The organism is Pseudomonas sp. AC355 (assembly GCF_979258205.1).
In genome coordinates, this window is sequence record NZ_OZ409843.1 from 2,070,987 (window position 1) to 2,089,966 (window position 18,980).

Genomic DNA, 18,980 nt, shown 5'->3' on the forward strand with positions numbered 1-18,980 from the left:
GGTAAATCTCGATATTATCAGGCTCATGGAATTGATCGATATATTCAAAGCCCTCTCAAACCGTACGCGTCTTGAAATCCTCAAGGGGTTGAAGGATCCGGCGAAGAACTTCCCTCCACAGGATGAAGGGGACGTTCATACGGTGGGCGTCTGCGTCAGTAGCATTCAAGAAGGCGTCGGCCTGTCGCAGTCGACGGTGTCCGATTACCTTGCGACGCTGCAACGAGTGGGCCTGGTCGAAGTCCGGCGCATCGGGCAGTGGACCTACTACAAGCGCAATGAAGCAAACATCAGTGCTCTTGCCGAGATCATAGGTAAGGAGCTGTAATTTTTTACTCTTATATATCGACAAATCCCGATATCCCTTTTTACCGAAACGAGGATCTACTAATGAAAGCGATGATACTTAAATCATTTGGCGGGCCGGAATCGTTCGAGTTGCGCGACGTGCCCAAACCAGTGCCGGGTGCAGGGCAAGTCCTGGTGCGGGTACACGCAACCTCCATCAACCCCTTGGACTATCAGGTTCGACGTGGCGACTATGCCGACCTGGTGCCACTGCCGGCCATTACCGGACACGACGTATCGGGCGTTGTCGAAGCAGTTGGGCCGGGTGTGACGACCTTCGCGCCGGGAGACGAAGTCTGGTACACCCCGCAAATATTCGACGGGCCAGGAAGTTATGCCGAGTACCACGTTGCGGCCGAAAGCATTATCGGGAAGAAGCCGCCATCACTGAGCCATCTTGAGGCCGCAAGTCTGACCCTGGTTGGCGGGACGGTGTGGGAAGCACTGACCGTGCGAGCGGCGCTCAGAGTGGGGGAAAGCATTCTGATCCACGGCGGCGCGGGAGGCGTCGGTCATGTCGCGATCCAGGTGGCAAAAGCCATTGGAGCGCGGGTATTCACGACCGTGCGCGAAGCCAACTTTGAGTTCGCACGCAGCATGGGCGCCGATGTGCTCATCGACTACGAGAAAGAGGATTACGTCGACGCCATCCTGCGGGAAACCGGTGGACACGGCGTCGATGTGGTGTTCGACACCATCGGCGGCAACACATTGTCGCGTAGCCCCGACGCGCTCGCACAACTTGGCCGCGTGGTATCAATTGTGGACATTGCCCAGCCACAAAACCTCGTGCAGGCCTGGGGTAAGAACGCGAGTTATCACTTCGTTTTCACCAGACAGAACCGCGGCAAGCTCGATGAGTTGAGCGCATTGGTAGAGCGCGGTCAGCTGCGCCCGCACGTTGGCGCGGTCTATTCGCTTGCCGACCTTGCGCTCGCCCATGCCCGGCTGGAGAGCCCAAACAACGGTCTCCAGGGAAAAATCGCGATTGCAGTCGAGCCATCGCTCATCTCGTAAGTGCGTACTTTTAACTGTTTAAGTTATTTTGGAGGAACACCATGATTTATGAGATCGCTCTACTCCCCGTTCACAAAGAACGCACTGAAGCGTTCAGACGTGCATTCGCCGAAGTTGCGCCTTTGCTCACCCGCGCAAAGGGTTACGGCGGCCACATGCTCGCGCAAGGAATTGAAACCCCCGAGCAATTCAACCTGATAGTGCGCTGGGCTTCACTCGAGGATCACACGCCGGGCTTCGAAGCGAGTGAAGACCATCGGATATTCATGCTGGGCTTGGAGGAATATTTTTCGGAAGAACCGAAGGTTTACCATATCGAGGGGGCGGCTTTTACTACTGGAAAACATGATGATCAGAATTGGCCGCTGTCAGAAACATGCAGGCCAGATGTCGCTCATTTGTAGTGATCGCGATTTGATCTGACAGTTACCTGCTTTGAAGCCTATGACTGTCAGATCAAATTCAGCGGTTCAGTGTGGCGATTTTATTGCGATCAGGCTGGATCGCCATTGATCGGAGACTATATCGACTGACCGCACCTGGCCGGTAGCAGCTGGTGACGACGGGCAGCTACCGGCCCAGGGTGTGTAAAAACGCTTCGTCAAAATTGAAGTGCGCATCTCTACGTGAAATCTGAAATTTATCGGCGCGTCAGCAGATGTGGATTTCGCCCAGATGCGCGATTTCCAGTCCGGTTTTGAGTACCTGTCGCGCTCAAAAAAGTTTTTACACAGCCTCGGCCAGAAGCGGTCATTCCGGAAGAAAAATAAATCTGTCACCGTTTCAGTCACCTTTTCACCGTTGCGCTTGACCCTATTCCCTCCTTGCGGCCACATACGCGTACTGATCCAAAAACAAGGAAGACTCTCACATGCCCCGCCTGGCTTGGCTGCGTGACCATATGCAACACAGCGACACCCTGGCGCAGTGGCTGCATCAGCAGTTCGCATACGAGTTTGTTGAGCAGCCATTGGCCGATTGGCAACGCGAATTCGCGGAAGGCCAGGGCAACGGTGATTGGCAATGTCTGATCGCCCTAGAGAATGACCAGCTACTTGGCGGCGCTGCACTTGCCGCCAACGACTTGCCCGAACGCCCGGAGCTGGGGCCCTGGCTAGCCTGCGTCTTTATCGCCCCGCAGGCAAGGAAGCGAGGGTTGACGGAACAATTGATAGAAGGCATCTGCGACGCCGCAAAGGCCAACGGCACCACGCGGTTGTACTTGCACACCTATGATCGCAGCGACTACTACGCCAAGCGTGGATGGCAGGTGCAGGAGTTTTTTCGGGCGTGGGGTAAGGAGCAGCGATTGATGCTGCGGGATCTTTGAACTCGCTCAGGTTTGCAGCATAAGATGGAGAGCAAACGCCTGGGAGCGCGGATGTTCGCAACAGGGACGAAAGGCTAGAAGCTGCTAATTCAGGAATGTCCGCCGCCAAAAGCAGTCATTGATAGATCCTATATGGCGGTAATTTAAGATTTGCGCCTTTACGCGTTAGTGATCTGCGCTCTAGCGAACTAATAGGGCTTTAGCTTTTCGATCTGCGCAATGGAGTGACAGAAAGGAAATCCAAATTTTATTTGGCCGGCGAAGTGTATGATTACGCCAGCTGTATACTTGAAGGTGATGATCTTTATGTTTGCCATGAGACGTCATGCGCGACGGAGAGCGCTTTAAGTAATTGTTTTAGGGAAATAAGCTTAACAGCCTTCGGCAGGAAGCTACTCATTGGCCTGCATCAACTCCAGAGTGATATGATCTGGCCCGGTCACATATACAACTAGAGTTCCCTTGCGTGGGCCTGCGGGAATCGCTTGAGGCTTGCCTCTTGCTTTCCAGCCTGATTGCTCAATGCGTTCGAGTGCGGCGTATATGTCTTGCACTCTCAATGCCAAATGCGCCGAACCAATCGCTGATGCCGTAGGTGGAGTGATACCGTGGCGGTCACCCTGCGAATACTCCAGCAACTCTACTCGGCTGCCATCCGGGCCTTTGACTATCGCCGTTCGCACGCTCGGATCGGCGGTGCCGGTTACTTGCAAAATGAATGATCCGCCCATTTCCGACTGACGCTCAAGAGTGAACCCAAGTCCAATTGTCCAGAAGCGAATGGCTTCTTCCAATGAACTGACTGCGAAGCCAATATGATCGACGGCATGCACCATGTGGTTAGAATTCATCAAATGATCCTTTAAAGGTTCACGGGCAAATAGGGAGGTGAGCTTGCGCATCCAGCTGTTACGGCCAAAACACAGAAAATAAATGTGTGAGAGGTACGCATAATCAGGCCAATCCAAGAGAAGCAACATTTGCGATTTTTAGACATTGAGTATTCCTCTGACCGGTCTTATTCTCCATTAGGCATTCAGGATATGGCTACCTCGGATATGACATTGGATAACGTAAACCAGCCATGAACCGCGCGCTTATGCCACTGTTGGCGATAGAGCAATGCGACCGGGCGATCCGCGAAACGGCGCCCCACACTCATACGACAGGCCAACTAATCGCAAGCCTTGCCGGCCTGCTTTCCGTCAGCACTGACGGCGGCTCATGGATAGTGCCGGCTACCCATGCCATTTGGATACCTCCCCGTGTCGCACACGCGATGATGTCACATGGCGCTTTTGCAGGAGCGATGGTCTATATCGCGGAGCAAGAGTGCGGGATCCTGCATCAAATGCCATGCACATTTAGGGTCAGCAGTTTGCTGCGCGAAGCGGTAAGCCGCGCTGCGTCGTGGGGACAACCACCCCGCAACGAAATGGAGTCGCGGGTTGCAGCAGTCATCTTGGATGAAATTGCTACCTCACCCGCTGAACCCATCGGTCTGACGCACCCCAATGACCCGCGCTTGAGGCGTATCACCGATGCGATACTTGCTCAGCTTGATGACAATAGATCACTTGAGGATTGGGCTGCTTGGTCAGGTATGGCACCTAGAACACTTGCCCGGCGTCTGGTCGCTGAAACCGGTTTTAGTTTTTCTGAATGGCGACAACGTGCACGCACGTTGCGCGCAATTCAACTATTGGTCGAGGGGATGTCAGTGACGACAACGGCGATTGAGCTTGGCTACGAAAATATTAGTGCTTTCATTGCCATGTTCCGTCGGATAATGGGTGTTACGCCAGGACAATATGTGCGAGCGCAGACACTGATTAGCAAAGAGGCAATTTCTAGATCAAGTTGATGGGTGTAAGAACCGCTGTACCATCCAACCCGATCCTGCACGCTACAGGCTAGACCTTCAACCATGTGCCGGAACAGATGAAGAAAGAAATGCCAGCTACTTCAGGAGTCGCCAGAGCATCAGTTTTCTTTTAACTGGTGGGGCACTCACGCTGCACTCAGCTGGCGCTTGTAACTTCAACCGTGCTAGTTGCGTATCCCCCCCCCCAATACCACCACAAGCACTCTACGAGCTGTTCGTTAGTGCATTGGCTCAAGCATAACGTTAGTGTACGCGAAGTCCATGCTTCGCCTAATTGTGCGGCGCCAAGTGCTAAGGTGCTTTTGTAGAGAGTGCTGCGCGCACCACGCGATAGCCTTGCGTACGCCGCAATGATGTCCATTGGGAAAAGAGAACAGATTTATTTCTCTGCTCTAAACGTCCGCTTCTGGCCGGTAGCGGCCAGTTTCCAGAGTCCGCTTCCGGCCAAGCCGCGACTCTGCCTCATCCTTCAGCAGTCCAGGCCATTGTTTGTACTCGGATATGCGGATGACTCTCCAGGCTCTCCCACTCATCCAGAAATGAGAACCCTTGCCTTAAATAGAACCGTGCAGCACGCGCATTTTCCGGGGAGACATCCAGGTATACGCGCTCATGGCCTTGTTCCTGGGCGAGGGCTTTGACCGAATCAACCAGGCGTGGTGCCACTCCGAGGCCTCGTGCAGCCGGTTCGACCCACATGCCGATCAGGTTGAAGCGCCCCGCTTCGCTGACCGAAGCTCCGATCATTCCCTGTACCTGGTGATCGGCGATCGCCAACCAGAAAACCGTACCCGTCGATGAGGCTCGTTGTTTCCACTGCTCGTCGCAGTAATCGGCGGCCGCCTGATAGCTCACGCCAAAGGCTGTGGGTGAATCCAGAAGTGCAGCAAGCCGTACCTGCTTCAAGCGCAACCAGTCTTCGATTGTGGTCAGCCGAATTTCCATGCTCCGTCCGTATTCGTGCCGATAGGGAGGGCAGCATAGCAAGTCGTCTCCGTGTATTGACCTGTTGCTCAGAGCGTTATCGCCATAGGCCGGAAACTTCCTTTGACTAAGGTCGGCTACCGGTCTGTAGCAGACAGATCGTGATCGTTCTACAGTCTCGGCGCTTTGTATCAGCCAGCAGAGCATTAGCGCAGAGAGGAAAAATACTGTGTAGGCGGTTTACCCAAGGCTTTCTTGAACATCGTGATGAAGGCATTAACAGAGTCATATCCCAGAATGCCCGCCACACGCTGCACGGAGACTCCTTCCGCCAGATGACTCAGTGCGATCATCAAATGCAGTTGCTGGCGCCAGCGTCCGAAGCTCAACCCGGTCGTGCTTTCCACAAGTCTGGCCAGCGTTCGTTCACTGGTTGCAAGCCGGGTAGCCCACTCGCGCAAAGTGGTTCGGTCGCCGGGGTCTGTAAAGAGCGTATCCGCGATTTGTTTGATCTTGGGGTGGTCGGATATCGGCAAATGCAGCTCTTTCAGTGGCGCATCGGAAAGCTGCTCAAGTAGGACTGCAACCAGCCGTGCTGTCTTGCCTTCGGAAAGATAAGAAGGTTCCTGTTCAGCAAGATGCAGGATCAACTCCCGGACAAGGGGCGTGATGGCAACCGTACAGCACGCTTCAGGCATGACTGCCGCGCCGGGCTCAACGAACAGAAAGCAGGTTCGGGCGTTCTCGGTCACGCGGCAACTATGCGGCGTGCCGCCGGGAATCCATACCGCGTGCTGGGGAGGGACAAGCCAAAGTGCATTTTGCACCTCACAGCTCACCGCACCGTGCAAAGACAGGATCAGCTGGCCTTTACGATGATCATGCGGGCTGGCACCCGAATGATTGAGTTTGGGTGCAACCTTGAGGGCAATCGCTGCTTGTGCAAAAAGGTCTGAATCGAAATCTTCTGGCGAGGAAACGACATTGTTTGAGATTGGCATAATATAGGTATCGGCTGTCTTGATATCTATATTAGATAATTCTGAAGCTCTCTACAGTTGTCTTCTTTTCAGAGGACAGATAGAGAATATGTCAGACACAAAAAACAAGTGGCATGACATCGCGCTCGTCGCGGGCATTCTACTTATTGCCGTAAATCTGCGCGCTCCCTTTACGGGCATCGCGCCCGTTTTGCCGCTCATCCAGAATGATTTTGGCTTGAGCGCATCAGCTCTAGGCCTCCTTACTTCACTGCCATTACTTGCCTTTGCCGCCTTCTCCCCGCTCAGCGCATCGGTCGCCCGCAGGTTCGGAATTGAGCGCACGCTTTTCGGTGCACTGGTGGTCATTTCATCGGGCATCCTGCTCCGTTCCACAGGCAGCGCATGGGCGTTGTACGTCGGTACTATACTGATAGGCACCGGGATCGCCCTGGGAAACGTGCTGCTGCCCGGCCTGATTAAACGTGACTTCTCAACGAAAATGGCGTCCATGACCGGCGCTTACTCCATCACGATGGGCGCAGCGGGCGCTGTCGGTTCAGCCGTTATCATTCCCCTGACCCAGTCATGGGGATGGCCGATTGCCCTGAGTTTGTTAGTCGCAGCCCCGCTGTTGGCTCTGGTTGTGTGGTTGCCGCAGTTGAAAAAACACGATCACGTGAATCTGTCCGGCCCAAAACAATCCGCAACCGTGTCCGTCTGGCGATCGCCACTGGCATGGCAGGTCACACTGTTCATGGGGCTGAATGCGATGCCTTTTTATGTCGCCGTAGGCTGGCTGCCTACCATTTTGATGGATCATGGCATATCTCCCGAGCTAGCAGGAACGGTACACGGCACGCTTCAACTGACCACGGCAATACCCGGCTTGATTCTGGCGGCCACGCTTCGCCATCTCAAAGACCAGAGACTGGCAGCTGTTACCGTCAGCCTGTTAACCACCTTATCCTTGATCGGACTTATTTATGCGCCGGGCTACGCCATGTTGTGGGCCGCGTTCCTGGGCTTCGGCTCTGGCGCCAGCATGATGCTCGGCCTGACGTTCATCGGCTTGCGCACAAAAAATGCCGGCGACACAGCGGCACTGTCAGGAATGGTGCAGTGCGTCGGCTATCTGATGGCAGCCGCAGGCCCCTTGCTGCTGGGCGAACTGCACGACTGGAGCGGTAGCTGGACAGCACCGCTGTTGATCACATCCGCAATCTCCATTGCCGGCGCCTTCACCGGCATGCTGGCCGGGCGTAACGTTCAACTCGAACCCGCTCATCGCTGAGCTGAGTCTGTGTTTTTGAGTCAGGAGAAGGCAGCTTTTTTCTGATCAGCAAGTAGCTGAATCGCCGTCGCGAACGAGCCCGGTGATCCAGTCAGCAAATGCCTGCACGGTTGGCGAAAGAAAGCGCTGATGCGGATATAGTAAGGTGACCAGCACGGACGCAGGCTGCCAGTCAGTAAGCACTTCGACCAGCCGACCTTCTCGCAGATGCTCGGAAACCACGTTCTCGGCGAGTTGCACCAGCCCGAAGCCTTCAAGGCACATCTTTATATAGAGCCCAGTCTCGTTGACAGCCGCTGTGCCGCTCACCGGGACTGAGATCTTTTCGGTGCCACGGGCGAAGCGCATTTCGCCTGTTTGCCTTGCGCGGCCCGAGAAGTAATGGATGGCCCGGTGGTGAGACAAATCCTGCGGAGTTTGCGGAGTACCGTTTTCTTCGAGATAGGCGGCAGACGCACAGGTTACCCAGCGAAACCGGCCGAGTGGGCGCGCAACGAGCGTTGAATCATCGAGCTCGCCTGTGCGAATGACGCAATCCACACCCTCCTGCACCAGATCAACCTGCCGATCATTGACACCTATCATCAGGTAGATATCCGGATAACGCCTGTAAAAGTCTTGCAGGTTTGGCATAACGATGAAGTGTGCAATGCCGCCCGGCATATCGACACGCAAACGCCCCTGCGGTCTTTTTACTGAATCCGTCAGGCTGGTCTCCGTGTGTTCGATCAGCTCCAATATTTCCCGGCATTGCGCCAGATACTGTGCGCCCTCAGGCGTCAAGCCGACCCGCCGCGTGGTTCTGTTCAGCAGGCGCACCTGCAGGTACTTCTCAAGATTTTTAACGCTACTGGTCACCGTCGAGGCCGGCAAAGAAAGCGTCTGCGCCGCCTGGATAAAGCTTCCTGCCTCAGCCACACGCACGAAAACCTGCATCGCTTGAATACGATCCATGACTGTTAGCAGCCTCAAAGCAGTGATCGGAAAAGACGTTATTACTCGCCAATATTGAATAATAAAAACAGTTTAACCATCTTTTTCCCGCAGTATCGCCCTGCGTACATTTCTTCCAACGAAATTTGAAGAGGTGTACTGAAAATGACTGAATACAACCGCAGCATCGTGAAGGCCCCGGCCGCTCCGGCCGCCCGCACACTTATCCGCGGCGCCACTGTGCTGAGCATGGACGGCGATATCGGCAATCTGGCGTGCGGCGATATCCTTATCGAAGGCAGCACCATCACGGCCATCGGAGAAAACATCGAAGCCGGCGACGCTGTGGTGATCGAGGCATCCGGCATGATTGCCATGCCCGGCATGGTCGATACCCATCGTCACTCCTGGGAAGGGCAACTGCGTCGAGTCAATCCGAATGCCGAAACCTTGGAAGACTACTGCAACGCCACGCACTTCTCGTTCGCCAAATACTACCGCCCGGCTGACATGTATATCGGCAATCTGCTGACCGCATTGGGCTGCATCGATGCGGGCATCACCACAGTGGTGGATAACTCGCATAACAGCCGTACCGGCGCTCACTCCGACGCCGCGGTCGAGGCGCTGCTTGATGCTGGTATCCGCTCTGTACACGCCTCCGGTGCGCCAGTTTCTGGTGAATGGGACAAAGCCCATTGGCCCGGCAACTTGGAGCGCCTGCAGGAAAAATACGTCAAGAACGGCGACAACCCACTGCTCTCGCTGGCGGTGATGGCGCAGCTGGAACCTGAGCTATGGGCTGAAGCCCGGCGACTGGGCCTGCCGATCATTACCGAGTTTTTTGGCGGCGCGATGGCGGCCGAGCTCGAAGGGCTGCATCGGCAAGCAATGCTGGGCCCGGACAATATCTTCAACCACTGCACCGCGCTACCCGACGCGGGATGGAAAATCCTTCGCGAGGCTGGCGTGCGGGTCAACGTATGCCCGCGTTCAGATGCCCACTACGGCATTGAAGATGGAATGTTCGCCATGCAGTCGGCCCAGCGTCACGGCATCAGCCCGGGGTTGAGTGTCGATAACGAAACCTCCTACAGCGGTGACATGTTCATGGAGATGCGGGTGGCGTTCTACCTGCAGCGCGTCATGGGCATGCACCAGCAGCGCTGCTGCGGTGCAGAACATCATCCGGTGACCCTGCCCGCTCATGGCCTGCTCAAAGCCGCCACTGTTGACGGTGCCACCTGTGCCGGATTGCAGGACAAAGTCGGCAGCCTGGCCCCCGGCAAACAGGCCGACCTGATCCTTATAAACGCGCAGGACATCAACCTTTACCCGTCAGGCAACGCATTCGGCACCGTTGTACACGCGGCCGAACGCAGCAATGTCGACACGGTCATCATTGGCGGTCGCATCGTCAAGCGCGGCGGCAAGGTGCTGGGCGTGGACAGCGAGCAACTGCGGGCCGCAATCGACGAGTCCCGTGAGCATCTGTTTGCTGCTGCAGGCTATCAGCAGGATATTTTTGCCGAGACATTCCTGCCCCTGAGTCAGCCAAGTAAGGAGGCGTGAGATGAACGCAGCCTACTACCTCCTGGCCGTCTGCGCGGGGCTTGGCATCACCCTGCAGACAACGCTGAATGGCCAACTCGCTAAAGGTGTGGGTGGAGATTCCGTAGCGGCGGCGCTGTTCTCATTTACTGCCGGTGCGGTATGCCTGGGCGTCTTTTCATTGATGCGCGGCGGGATAGTGGCCTCACTGGCGGCTATACCTGCCCAGCCCTGGTGGAGCCTGCTGGGCGGTCTGCTGGGTGCCGGTGCCTTGCTTAGTTATGTGGTGCTTGCGCCAAAAATCGGTCTGTCAGCCCTGCTGGGCCTCGCTATTGCCGGGCAGATCATTTCGTCACTTGTGATCGATCACTTCGGATTGATGGGGGCACTGGAAAGGCCGGTGTCTCCCGTCAAGCTGATCGGCACGCTGGTGATGCTCGCCGGCCTGGCCATCGCCTTGTTCAGTGACAGGTGGTCAGCGCTTTTCTCCGGCTAGTATGGAAATTGCAATCCCAAAGATCCGCTTCTGGCCGAAAGCAGCCTGTTGCGGGTGTCCGCTACCGGCCAGAAGCGCTCGTTACAGCCAATAAATAAATCTGCCCCCTCTTCTGAACGTAACTATCTAGCCTCGCCCACATCGAATAGATGGGCACCATGCTAGCTTCAGCTTACGCAAGCAGTTGCCGAATGGCTCCCGGTGACTGCCCGGTAATTCGCTTGAATGCCCGACTGAACGCAGCTTGAGAGGTATAGCCAAGACGATGAGCTACGGTATCGATCGACAGCTTCTCTTGGCTGAGCCACTCGCTGGCAAGGCGCATTCGCAATTCCGTGGCATAGCGCAGCGGCGGCACGCCTATCGTGGCCTGAAATCTTTGGGCAAATACAGAACGCGAGACATAGGATTGTGCAGCCAACTCAGCAACAGTCCACTCTTTACCGGGCTGACGATGCAGGGCCAATATCGCACGTGCGAGACGTGGGTCGCGCAACGCTGCTACAAGGCCGGAGGCGTTCTCACAACCGCACTCAATCCACCCACGAACGATCATCGCGGCAGCTACTTCTGCCAATCGAGCAAGAATCCCAGCAAAGCCGATACGCCCAGAGCAGACCTCACGTTTCATAGCGTCCAGAATGGGCAGGAGGCCAGCGTAACGTTGCCCTTCGGTGTCAGCCACCATGACGCTAGGCATCAGCTTTCCAAGGCCATGCATGCCGCCCAGGTCGAACTCCATGCAACCGTAAAAAAGTACTGCGCTTGGCGTTGGGTGAGTACTGGGGCATGTATCGACCCCGCTAACAGCCTCCCCTAAAGGCACGGCCTCGAAGCTGTCGATCTGTTTAGATGACATCTGCGTGTCCGAAAGCAACTGATGCTTTGTACCTTGAGGCATGAAGACTGCGCTGCCCGCCGAGAGCACGTTTACAGCACCGTCACCGGCAAGCAGGTAGGCCGTACCAACCGCGAGATAATAAAAGTGCGCGTGTTTCGGCCTGTCATCGAAGCCCAGGCCAAACGACGGGCCGGTTTGAATGCGGCGATACTGGACACCGCGCAGACGCATGCCCGTCAACAGCTCGCTGATGAGATCGGACGACAAGGCAAATTGTTCGACTTCAGCCATATTCGGTGTTTCGATCAAAAAAACTGGACTCGGCATCATAGTTCATCCTAGCTCCCGCCCCTAGACTTTCGGCTGTAATCGTTATCTAGGATCTATTCAGATGAGCAATGATGTGATTGATACTGCACCAGGCGATGCGGTCAATGTGGAGTCACCAGGGTCGGCCTGGATGGCCGTATTTTCTTTAGCGATGGGAGTATTCGGGTTACTGACTGCAGAATATCTACCCGCAAGTCTATTGACCCCGATGGCTAAAGACCTTGGCGTTTCGGAGGCTCTTGCCGGCCAGGCGGTGACCGTAACGGCAGTGGTGGCGCTGTTCGCTGGCCTGCTGGTTCCTGGCCTGACTCGCAAGCTTGATCGGCGTCTGGTGCTGCTGGGCTTCACCGTACTGATGATAGTCTCCAACCTACTGGTGGCGCTTTCTTCAAGCCTCACTGTACTCCTAGCGATGCGAGTCCTATTAGGCATCGCATTGGGTGGGTTCTGGAGCATGGCTGCAGCCATTGCCATGCGCCTGGTTCCGGCGAATCTCGTCCCACGTGCGCTGTCCATCATTTTCAGCGGTATTGCCGTCGGTACCGTAGTCTCGGTACCGCTAGGAAGCTACATGGGCGGACTATATGGATGGCGTAGTGCTTTTGTAGCGGCAGCAGCTGTTGGCGCTCTGACTCTGCTCTTCCAGCTATTCACGCTCCCCGTCATGGCGCCACGCAAAAGCGTACGAACAGCATCGGTGATGGAGTTGCTCCGCCGCTATGGCATAGCAATGGGAATGCTGGGATGCATACTGGCGCATACGGGGCAGTTCGCACTGTTCACCTACATCCGCCCTGGCCTCGAAAGCATTGCTGCAATTGACGTAGATGGGTTGTCTTTGGTGCTGCTCGGGTTCGGTGTAGCCAACTTCGTAGGTACCCTGCTGGCCGGCTGGCTAATGCAGCGCAGCTTGCGTACCACTCTGATATTGATGCCTGCACTGGTGGGCGTAGCAGCGCTTGCCATGATCTGGCTCCCCGTCCAGACAGCAGGCCTGGTGCTGCTGGTGGCGCTGTGGGGATTGGCATTCGGTGGCGTCCCGGTAGCGTGGTCTAACTGGGTCGCACGCGCTGTTCCGGATCAAGCGGAAACAGCGGGCGGCATGGTGGTCGCCTCCGTGCAATTCTCGATCGCAGCGGGCGCGGCGTTGGGTGGACTTGTCTTTGGATTGGGCGGCGTGACCGGTGTATTTATTACCGGAGGCGGTGTAATGCTGCTCGCCGCTCTTTTCATCGGGTTTAAAGTTCGGGTCGAGATGCCACGGCACGATGAGGCTGCAGGTCGCGCAGTACACGTTAGGCAATAGGCCACTCTATCCGCGACTCCTGACTGAAGCGTCCGGAAGTAATCAGGGATAGGCCACGATTAATTTCAAGCCGTGGTCTGTCCCCGATTCACACTGCCCCTCACACCACCGCAGCCGCCACAGTTCGAGATCGCCAAGCAAACCCCAACACCATCAACAACCCCAACCCCGCCATCGCCGCCCCCGCCAGTGAAATCGCCGGGTATCCCAGCCCTGCGTTGATCACCGCGCCGCCCAGCGCAGCGCCAATCGCGTTGCCGAAGTTGAAGGCGCCGATATTTACCGCCGAGGCCAGGTTGGGTGCGCCCTTGGCGGCCTCCATTACGCGCATCTGCAGCGGCGGCACGATGGCGAAGCTGGCGATGCCCCAGATCAGGATGGCCACGGCGGCCGGCAGCGGCCAGCGCATCAGTACGGTAAACGCCAGCAGTACAACAATCAGCACGCTCAGCGAAACGATCAGGGTGCGGTCGATGGAGCGGTCGGCGGCCTTACCGCCCCACATGTTGCCCAGCGTGAGGCCCACGCCGTACAGCACCAGCATGGCGGTGATAAAGGCCGTGGACGCACGGGTCTCGCTGCTGAGGATCGGCGCGATATAGGTGAACACGGTAAACATCGCACTCGAGCCGACCACGGTCAGCGCTAATGCCCCCAGCACCGGGCCACGGCCCAGCGCGCGAACTTCGGCCATTACACCAACGCTCTTCGGCGCCGGCAGGTTTGGCAAGGCGAACCACAACGCGGCCATCGCCACCACGCCGAGGCCGGTGATCCCCCAGAATGCGGTGCGCCAACCGAGCACTTCGCCAAACCAGGCAGCCAGCGGCACACCGCCGATGGTCGCCAGGGTCAGGCCCATGAACATGGCCGCCACCGCCCCGGCACGTTTCTCAGGGGCGACCACGCTGGCGGCGACGATGGAGCCAACGCCAAAGAACGCACCGTGGTTCAGTGAGGTGACCACCCGGGCGACCATCAGGCTGTAGTAATCGGTCGCCAGGGCGGACATCAGGTTGCCCAGGGTGAAGATCGCCATGAGCCCGATCAGCAGATAACGCCGGGGAATCCTGCCGGTGGTCAGTGTCATCAGCGGCGCGCCGAGCAGTACGCCCAACGCGTATGCACTGACCAGCAGGCCTGCCGCGGGAATGGAAACACCGAGATCCGTGGCGATGCTCGGCAACATGCCCATGGGGGCGAACTCGGTAACGCCGATGCCGAAGGCACCAATGGCGAGTGCTACTAGGGGTGGATTGATGTGCATGAGCGGCTCCTTATCTATGCTGCGAATGCTACGATCAAGCCTTTTCAGGCGGTAGATAGCATTTCTGGAAAGCACTTTTGCTTTAGGAGCACAAATGGACTTCAACGGCCGCTCAGGTGAAATGAGCGTGTTCGCCACGGTGGCGCAGGAAGGCAGCCTGTCGGCCGCCGCGCGTGCATTGGGGCTGACACCCTCGGCGGTCAGCCGGATCATCGCGCGTACCGAACAGCGTCTTGGCACTCGCCTGCTGTTGCGCACCACCCGGGCGATCACCTTCACCGCCGAGGGCGAGGCTTACCTGCGTGGCGCCCGGCGTATTCTGGCGGACATGGCCGAGGTCGAAGAAGCCATCGCCGACCAGGGCGTACCCAGGGGCCGTTTACGGGTCAGCGCGGCCCTTGGCCACGGGCGGCTGGCCATCGTGCCCCTGGTGGCAGCCTTCAGCGCGCGCTACCCGAACATCACCGTCGACCTGACCCTGGGTGACGAAGTGGTCGACATTCTCGGCGGCCAGGCCGACGTAGCAGTGCGCTTTGGCAATCTGCCCGACAGCCCGCTGACCGCGCGCAAGATCGGCGACACCGGCCAGGTGGTGGTGGCCTCGCCGGATTATCTGAAGCGCCATGGCCTCCCCCAGGAACCGGAAGACCTGCTGGGGCACAACTGCCTGCGCTTCAACTTCCGCCGTGCCGAACCCAACTGGCCGTTCGTGCGCGATGGAAACGAGTTCTTCATGAAGGTCAGCGGCAATATCGAATGCAGCAGCGGTGAAGCGCTGGCACAACTCGCCCGGGTAGGTGCTGGCATCGCCCGCATCGGCGAGTTCAGCGTGAGCGAAGATCTGCAGCGAGGCGACCTGATACAGCTGCTGGAAGCCTGGAACCCCGGCGACCGGGAGCCGATTCACGCGGTGTTCGTAGGCGGCTCGGCCATGCCGGTGCGGGTGCGGGTATTCGTGGACTTCCTGATCGAGCATCACCGGATGTAGGCGCAGAGCCGATCGTTCCTCACGCTCCGCATGGGAATGCCTTCCAGGACGCTCCGCGTCCGCTGTTGGGTGACTTCATGGGCCCATACGGGCGCGGAGCGCCCTGGACTGTGCTACCACGCTGGAGCATGGGAGCGATCCTGACGTAGGGTGGATCACACTCTAATGAGCCAGCGCCGCAACCACCCGATGGTGGACGAATAAAGCGTCGTCCACCCTACGCCCTGCCCATCCAGAGAATCACTTCGCCTTGGCACTGAGCTGCACAGGCTCTGTTTCAAGAAGCTCCTTGGACAAGATCATTCCACTGGTCGTCTTCAGATACTTTTGAAAATGAGGCGATGCTATGTGGCTCTGATAAGCGGCTTCATCGGCGTATATCTCGAAGAAATGGAGCTTGTTCGGGTGATCCTTCTCCGCAACGGAGTAGATCGCCAGAACGCCAGGCTCCAGGCGAACCGAGTCGGCCATCTCTTCCTTTACAGCTGCGTGATAGGCAGCGAGCTGTGCTGGATCTATAACAAGCTGGGCGATACGAACAACCGTTCCCGCTGGCTCCATCGAAAACGCTGGCCCGGCAAAAATGCAGGACAGCACCATGGCGCCCAAGAGCATCGATATACGCATGATGTCATTCCTCTTCAGTGACTAATTTTTTATCGTTCACACGCTCTGCATGGGAACGCTGCCTTCGACGCTCCAGCGTCTACTGCAGTGGTTTATATGCCGGAGACCGCCTGAAGTTGCAGGCTTGCATGCCAACCGGCGCGTGGCCAGCGATCACACCTGGGCGATCAAGCCGATGATCAAGGTTCTGAAAGACGTGTGTTCGCCGCCGTTCATTCACCCGACTGCAGACTAACCAACAGCTTGCCGGTGAGTGCATGCAGCTGCTGTTTTTCCTCGTCACTGAGGGCTGCGAGAACGTGCTGCAGATTATCAACATGGGCACTGAGCATGCTGTCGATCAGTTCAAAGCCTGCCGCCGTCAGCGCCACCAGAATGCCGCGACGATCGCTGGGGTGGCGGCGGCGCTCGATCAGCCCGGCCTTTTCCAGGCGGTCGATACGGCTGGTCATGCCGCCTGAGGAAATCATCGCGCTTTCGTACAGTGCGGTGGGCATCAGGGCATAGGGCTCGCCGGAACGGCGCAGGGTGGCGAGCAGGTCGAACTCACCGGCCTGCAAGCCGTAAGCGGCGAAGAACGGCAGCAGGTGATCACGGCTGACCACCTGGCTCAACTCACCTAGGCGACCGATCACCGCCATGGAGAACCCGTCCAGATCCGGGCGTTGCTGTTGCCACTGCTCGGCGGCCAGTTGTGCACGATCCTGCATGTCGCCCTCGATTTATCTTGCCATCAAGATACTTTTCAAAAAGAATGTTGCCATCTTAGCGTATTCATCCGATGGAACCAGCCATGTCCCCCTCCAATTCACGACCACTTCTCGCGCTGCTGCTGTTGCTCGCCATCGGCGCGCTGATGGGACTGACCAGCAATCTGGTCAAGCTGGCCAGTGCAGCAGGCTGGGCGCCGGTAGCCTATCTGTTGTGGAGCCTGCTGGGTGGTGGTCTGCTGTTGCTGGTGTTCACCCGCCTGCGTGGCGAGGCGCCGGGCCTAAGCCCTCCCCTGCAACGCTACTACCTGGGCTCGGGCCTGCTCAGCATCGCCCTGCCCAATGGCTTGCTGTTCAGCTCGATTCCCCACGTCGGTGCCGGCTTCGCCTCCATGTGCCTGGCGTTTCCGCCGCTGATCACCTACCTGCTGGCACTGGCGCTGCGCATGGAGCCACTGAGCCGCGTGCGCCTGCTGGGTATCTGCATTGGCCTGGGCGGCAGCCTGCTGCTGGCGCTGGACAAGCTGCACAGTGGCGACAGCCCGCTGCTGTGGATCATCGCCGCGCTGGCCGTGCCGGTGTTTCTGGGCCTGGGCAATATCTACCGTTCGCGCTATTGGCCGGCAGGTGCCAGCCCACTGTCGCTGGCGCCCGGCATGTTGCTCGGCGGCGCCCTGCTCCTGCTGCCTCTGGCACTGTTCGACGTCAGGCTCGCCCCCACCCTGAACAGCGGCCTGGCGATCACCCTGCTGTTGGTACAGATGGCATTGTTCGCCATCGTCTACGCCCTGTATTTCGTGCTGCAGAAGCTCGCTGGCGCGGTGTACCTCAGCCAGATCGGCTCGGTGGCGGCGATGCTGGGCGCGGCCATGGCGGTGACGCTGCTGGATGAACGCGGCAGCCTGAACATGCTGCTGGCGGCGCTGTGCATCGTCGGTGGTGTGCTGCTGGTGGCCTGGCGTGGTGCGCAGGAGAACAAACGATGAAGCGCCAGTCATTGCTGTTGATCGCCATCGTCCTGCTCGGCCTCAACCTGCGCCCGGTGCTGGCGGCGCTCGGCCCTTTGCTCGACCGTATCCAGCTCGACACCGGCCTTGGCCATGTTGGCGCCAGCCTGCTGACCAGCCTGCCAATCGTGATCATGGGCCTGGGTGCACTGGCTGCCGGTTTACTGCGCCGGCGCCTGGGTGAGAAGAACGGCATCCTCGTCGGCGTTGTGCTGATCGCCCTGGCCTGTGCGATCCGAGGAGTGCAGCCGCACGCGACACCGCTGATCGTCAGCGCACTGTTGGCCGGCGCTGGCATCGCTTTCGTACAGGCGCTCTTGCCTGGCTTGATCAAGGCACGCTTCAGCAACGACAGCGGCCGCCTGATCGGCTTTTACAGCTGCGCCATCATGGGCGGTGCCGCGTTTGGCGCGGCCCTCACGCCGTGGTTCGCGCAGTGGGTCGGCTGGGGCTGGGCTCTGGCGCTGTGGGCTTTTCCGGCGGTCGGTGCGGCTCTGCTCTGGAACAAAGCCGCACCCACTGACAGTGCGCCGCCGAGCGGCGAGGTGGAACATCTGGATGCCTGGCGTTCGCCCAGAGCCTGGTTGCTGATGGCGTTCTTCGGCGTCGGCACAGCCGGCTACACCCTGGTGCTGGCCTGGTTGCCGCCCTACTACACCGCATTGGGCTGGAGCGCTCAGTCCAGCGGCCTGCTATTGGCAGCACTGACGCTTTGTGAGGTGACCGCCGGGCTGCTGGCATCGAGCCTGCTGGCGCGCTTTGCGGATCGCCGCATTCTGCTTGCCGTCGTGCTGCTGTCGTTGCTGGCCGGCCTGTTGTGCTTGCTATTGGCACCGCTGCAGTTGGTGGTGCCGATCTGCATCCTGGTGGGCATCGGTATCGGTGCGCTGTTCCCGCTCTCGCTGGTGGTGGCCCAGGATCATCTCGACGACCCACGCCAGACCGGCGACCTGCTGGCCTTCGTGCAGGGCGGTGGTTACCTGATCGCCGCCTGCGCCCCGCTGCTGGCTGGCCTGCTGCGCCAGTACACCGACGACTTGCGCCTGAGCTGGCTGGCCATGGCCGTCGCCACGTTGGCGCTGATGGTCATGGCAGCGCGCTTCAAGCCGGGTAGCGGGCACTTTCAGACGCGAACCGGCTAAGGCA

At 58.2% G+C, this 18,980-nt stretch carries 20 protein-coding genes; 12 read left to right on the forward strand and 8 right to left on the reverse strand.

Features of this window, described 5'->3' with window-relative positions; all coding sequences use genetic code 11:
• Positions 1 to 25 precede the first annotated feature (25 nt).
• The 4 genes from ACZ0AI_RS09855 (at position 26) to ACZ0AI_RS09870 (ending at position 2,695) form a co-directional block, all read left to right on the forward strand.
• Complete coding sequence (locus ACZ0AI_RS09855) at positions 26 to 328, forward strand: ArsR/SmtB family transcription factor (protein ID WP_463565589.1); 303 nt, start codon at positions 26 to 28, stop codon at positions 326 to 328.
• Positions 329 to 390: 62 nt separating this feature from the next.
• Positions 391 to 1,365, forward strand: coding sequence for a zinc-dependent alcohol dehydrogenase family protein (locus ACZ0AI_RS09860; protein WP_463565590.1), 975 nt, complete (start codon positions 391 to 393; stop codon positions 1,363 to 1,365).
• A 41-nt stretch (positions 1,366 to 1,406) separates the two neighbouring features.
• Positions 1,407 to 1,769 carry an antibiotic biosynthesis monooxygenase family protein gene (locus ACZ0AI_RS09865; protein WP_463565591.1) on the forward strand — a complete coding sequence of 121 codons (363 nt, stop codon included), beginning with the start codon at positions 1,407 to 1,409 and terminating at the stop codon, positions 1,767 to 1,769.
• Between the two features lie 467 nt (positions 1,770 to 2,236).
• Positions 2,237 to 2,695, forward strand: a complete 459-nt coding sequence (locus ACZ0AI_RS09870) for a GNAT family N-acetyltransferase (RefSeq protein WP_463565592.1) — start codon at positions 2,237 to 2,239, stop codon at positions 2,693 to 2,695.
• A 392-nt stretch (positions 2,696 to 3,087) separates the two neighbouring features.
• On the opposite strand, the gene ACZ0AI_RS09875 is transcribed toward ACZ0AI_RS09870, so the two are convergent.
• On the reverse strand, positions 3,088 to 3,546 hold the full coding sequence (locus tag ACZ0AI_RS09875) for a VOC family protein (RefSeq protein WP_463565593.1): 459 nt from the start codon (positions 3,544 to 3,546) through the stop codon (positions 3,088 to 3,090).
• Positions 3,547 to 3,779: 233 nt separating this feature from the next.
• Here ACZ0AI_RS09875 and ACZ0AI_RS09880 point away from each other — a divergent pair, with 233 nt between their 5' ends.
• Positions 3,780 to 4,559: an AraC family transcriptional regulator gene (locus ACZ0AI_RS09880; protein ID WP_463565594.1), complete on the forward strand. Its 780-nt coding sequence runs from the start codon at positions 3,780 to 3,782 to the stop codon at positions 4,557 to 4,559.
• Positions 4,560 to 5,042: 483 nt separating this feature from the next.
• Here ACZ0AI_RS09880 and ACZ0AI_RS09885 read toward each other — a convergent pair whose 3' ends face one another.
• Both ACZ0AI_RS09885 and ACZ0AI_RS09890 read right to left on the reverse strand, forming a co-directional pair.
• Complete coding sequence (locus ACZ0AI_RS09885; protein WP_463565595.1) at positions 5,043 to 5,525, reverse strand: GNAT family N-acetyltransferase; 483 nt, start codon at positions 5,523 to 5,525, stop codon at positions 5,043 to 5,045.
• Positions 5,526 to 5,710: 185 nt separating this feature from the next.
• Positions 5,711 to 6,505 carry an AraC family transcriptional regulator gene (locus ACZ0AI_RS09890; RefSeq protein ID WP_463565596.1) on the reverse strand — a complete coding sequence of 265 codons (795 nt, stop codon included), beginning with the start codon at positions 6,503 to 6,505 and terminating at the stop codon, positions 5,711 to 5,713.
• 88 nt (positions 6,506 to 6,593) lie between these two features.
• Here ACZ0AI_RS09890 and ACZ0AI_RS09895 point away from each other — a divergent pair, with 88 nt between their 5' ends.
• A complete protein-coding gene (locus tag ACZ0AI_RS09895; protein ID WP_463565597.1) occupies positions 6,594 to 7,778 on the forward strand; it encodes an MFS transporter in 1,185 nt (394 codons plus the stop codon).
• Between the two features lie 45 nt (positions 7,779 to 7,823).
• On the opposite strand, the gene ACZ0AI_RS09900 is transcribed toward ACZ0AI_RS09895, so the two are convergent.
• Positions 7,824 to 8,732: a LysR family transcriptional regulator gene (locus ACZ0AI_RS09900; RefSeq protein ID WP_463565598.1), complete on the reverse strand. Its 909-nt coding sequence runs from the start codon at positions 8,730 to 8,732 to the stop codon at positions 7,824 to 7,826.
• Positions 8,733 to 8,876: 144 nt separating this feature from the next.
• Between ACZ0AI_RS09900 and ACZ0AI_RS09905 the strand changes: the two genes are divergently transcribed.
• Both ACZ0AI_RS09905 and ACZ0AI_RS09910 read left to right on the forward strand, forming a co-directional pair.
• Positions 8,877 to 10,283, forward strand: coding sequence for an amidohydrolase family protein (locus ACZ0AI_RS09905; RefSeq protein ID WP_463565599.1), 1,407 nt, complete (start codon positions 8,877 to 8,879; stop codon positions 10,281 to 10,283).
• A gap of 1 nt (position 10,284) precedes the next feature.
• A complete protein-coding gene (locus tag ACZ0AI_RS09910; protein ID WP_463565600.1) occupies positions 10,285 to 10,758 on the forward strand; it encodes a DMT family transporter in 474 nt (157 codons plus the stop codon).
• 172 nt (positions 10,759 to 10,930) lie between these two features.
• On the opposite strand, the gene ACZ0AI_RS09915 is transcribed toward ACZ0AI_RS09910, so the two are convergent.
• On the reverse strand, positions 10,931 to 11,929 hold the full coding sequence (locus ACZ0AI_RS09915; RefSeq protein ID WP_463565601.1) for an AraC family transcriptional regulator: 999 nt from the start codon (positions 11,927 to 11,929) through the stop codon (positions 10,931 to 10,933).
• 61 nt (positions 11,930 to 11,990) lie between these two features.
• Here ACZ0AI_RS09915 and ACZ0AI_RS09920 point away from each other — a divergent pair, with 61 nt between their 5' ends.
• A complete protein-coding gene (locus tag ACZ0AI_RS09920) occupies positions 11,991 to 13,235 on the forward strand; it encodes an MFS transporter (RefSeq protein WP_463565602.1) in 1,245 nt (414 codons plus the stop codon).
• A 100-nt stretch (positions 13,236 to 13,335) separates the two neighbouring features.
• Here the strand turns inward: ACZ0AI_RS09920 and ACZ0AI_RS09925 are convergent, their stop codons facing one another.
• On the reverse strand, positions 13,336 to 14,502 hold the full coding sequence (locus ACZ0AI_RS09925; RefSeq protein WP_463565603.1) for an MFS transporter: 1,167 nt from the start codon (positions 14,500 to 14,502) through the stop codon (positions 13,336 to 13,338).
• A 94-nt stretch (positions 14,503 to 14,596) separates the two neighbouring features.
• On the opposite strand from ACZ0AI_RS09925, the gene ACZ0AI_RS09930 reads away from it, so the two are divergent.
• Positions 14,597 to 15,490, forward strand: a complete 894-nt coding sequence (locus ACZ0AI_RS09930) for a LysR family transcriptional regulator (RefSeq protein ID WP_463565604.1) — start codon at positions 14,597 to 14,599, stop codon at positions 15,488 to 15,490.
• Positions 15,491 to 15,730: 240 nt separating this feature from the next.
• Here the strand turns inward: ACZ0AI_RS09930 and ACZ0AI_RS09935 are convergent, their stop codons facing one another.
• Both ACZ0AI_RS09935 and ACZ0AI_RS09940 read right to left on the reverse strand, forming a co-directional pair.
• A complete protein-coding gene (locus ACZ0AI_RS09935) occupies positions 15,731 to 16,117 on the reverse strand; it encodes a putative quinol monooxygenase (protein WP_463565605.1) in 387 nt (128 codons plus the stop codon).
• 212 nt (positions 16,118 to 16,329) lie between these two features.
• On the reverse strand, positions 16,330 to 16,827 hold the full coding sequence (locus ACZ0AI_RS09940; RefSeq protein WP_463565606.1) for a MarR family winged helix-turn-helix transcriptional regulator: 498 nt from the start codon (positions 16,825 to 16,827) through the stop codon (positions 16,330 to 16,332).
• 83 nt (positions 16,828 to 16,910) lie between these two features.
• Between ACZ0AI_RS09940 and ACZ0AI_RS09945 the strand changes: the two genes are divergently transcribed.
• Positions 16,911 to 17,813, forward strand: coding sequence for a DMT family transporter (locus ACZ0AI_RS09945; protein ID WP_463565607.1), 903 nt, complete (start codon positions 16,911 to 16,913; stop codon positions 17,811 to 17,813).
• The gene (locus tag ACZ0AI_RS09950; protein WP_463565608.1) at positions 17,810 to 18,976 is read left to right on the forward strand and encodes a cyanate transporter; all 1,167 of its coding nucleotides are present in this window, start codon (positions 17,810 to 17,812) and stop codon (positions 18,974 to 18,976) included. The genes ACZ0AI_RS09945 and ACZ0AI_RS09950 overlap by 4 nt, the downstream gene beginning before the upstream one ends.
• The last annotated feature ends 4 nt before the right edge of the window (positions 18,977 to 18,980 follow it).

Coding starts and splice junctions, on each gene's coding strand:
- ACZ0AI_RS09870 (WP_463565592.1), top strand. CDS start 2,237: ATGCCCCGCCTGGCTTGGCTGCGTGACCATATGCAACACAGCGACACC.
- ACZ0AI_RS09900 (WP_463565598.1), bottom strand. CDS start 8,732: ATGGATCGTATTCAAGCGATGCAGGTTTTCGTGCGTGTGGCTGAGGCA.
- ACZ0AI_RS09905 (WP_463565599.1), top strand. CDS start 8,877: ATGACTGAATACAACCGCAGCATCGTGAAGGCCCCGGCCGCTCCGGCC.
- ACZ0AI_RS09895 (WP_463565597.1), top strand. CDS start 6,594: ATGTCAGACACAAAAAACAAGTGGCATGACATCGCGCTCGTCGCGGGC.
- ACZ0AI_RS09885 (WP_463565595.1), bottom strand. CDS start 5,525: ATGGAAATTCGGCTGACCACAATCGAAGACTGGTTGCGCTTGAAGCAG.
- ACZ0AI_RS09875 (WP_463565593.1), bottom strand. CDS start 3,546: ATGAATTCTAACCACATGGTGCATGCCGTCGATCATATTGGCTTCGCA.
- ACZ0AI_RS09935 (WP_463565605.1), bottom strand. CDS start 16,117: ATGCGTATATCGATGCTCTTGGGCGCCATGGTGCTGTCCTGCATTTTT.
- ACZ0AI_RS09930 (WP_463565604.1), top strand. CDS start 14,597: ATGGACTTCAACGGCCGCTCAGGTGAAATGAGCGTGTTCGCCACGGTG.
- ACZ0AI_RS09945 (WP_463565607.1), top strand. CDS start 16,911: ATGTCCCCCTCCAATTCACGACCACTTCTCGCGCTGCTGCTGTTGCTC.
- ACZ0AI_RS09860 (WP_463565590.1), top strand. CDS start 391: ATGAAAGCGATGATACTTAAATCATTTGGCGGGCCGGAATCGTTCGAG.
- ACZ0AI_RS09915 (WP_463565601.1), bottom strand. CDS start 11,929: ATGATGCCGAGTCCAGTTTTTTTGATCGAAACACCGAATATGGCTGAA.
- ACZ0AI_RS09925 (WP_463565603.1), bottom strand. CDS start 14,502: ATGCACATCAATCCACCCCTAGTAGCACTCGCCATTGGTGCCTTCGGC.
- ACZ0AI_RS09865 (WP_463565591.1), top strand. CDS start 1,407: ATGATTTATGAGATCGCTCTACTCCCCGTTCACAAAGAACGCACTGAA.
- ACZ0AI_RS09910 (WP_463565600.1), top strand. CDS start 10,285: ATGAACGCAGCCTACTACCTCCTGGCCGTCTGCGCGGGGCTTGGCATC.
- ACZ0AI_RS09950 (WP_463565608.1), top strand. CDS start 17,810: ATGAAGCGCCAGTCATTGCTGTTGATCGCCATCGTCCTGCTCGGCCTC.
- ACZ0AI_RS09855 (WP_463565589.1), top strand. CDS start 26: ATGGAATTGATCGATATATTCAAAGCCCTCTCAAACCGTACGCGTCTT.
- ACZ0AI_RS09880 (WP_463565594.1), top strand. CDS start 3,780: ATGAACCGCGCGCTTATGCCACTGTTGGCGATAGAGCAATGCGACCGG.
- ACZ0AI_RS09920 (WP_463565602.1), top strand. CDS start 11,991: ATGAGCAATGATGTGATTGATACTGCACCAGGCGATGCGGTCAATGTG.
- ACZ0AI_RS09890 (WP_463565596.1), bottom strand. CDS start 6,505: ATGCCAATCTCAAACAATGTCGTTTCCTCGCCAGAAGATTTCGATTCA.
- ACZ0AI_RS09940 (WP_463565606.1), bottom strand. CDS start 16,827: ATGCAGGATCGTGCACAACTGGCCGCCGAGCAGTGGCAACAGCAACGC.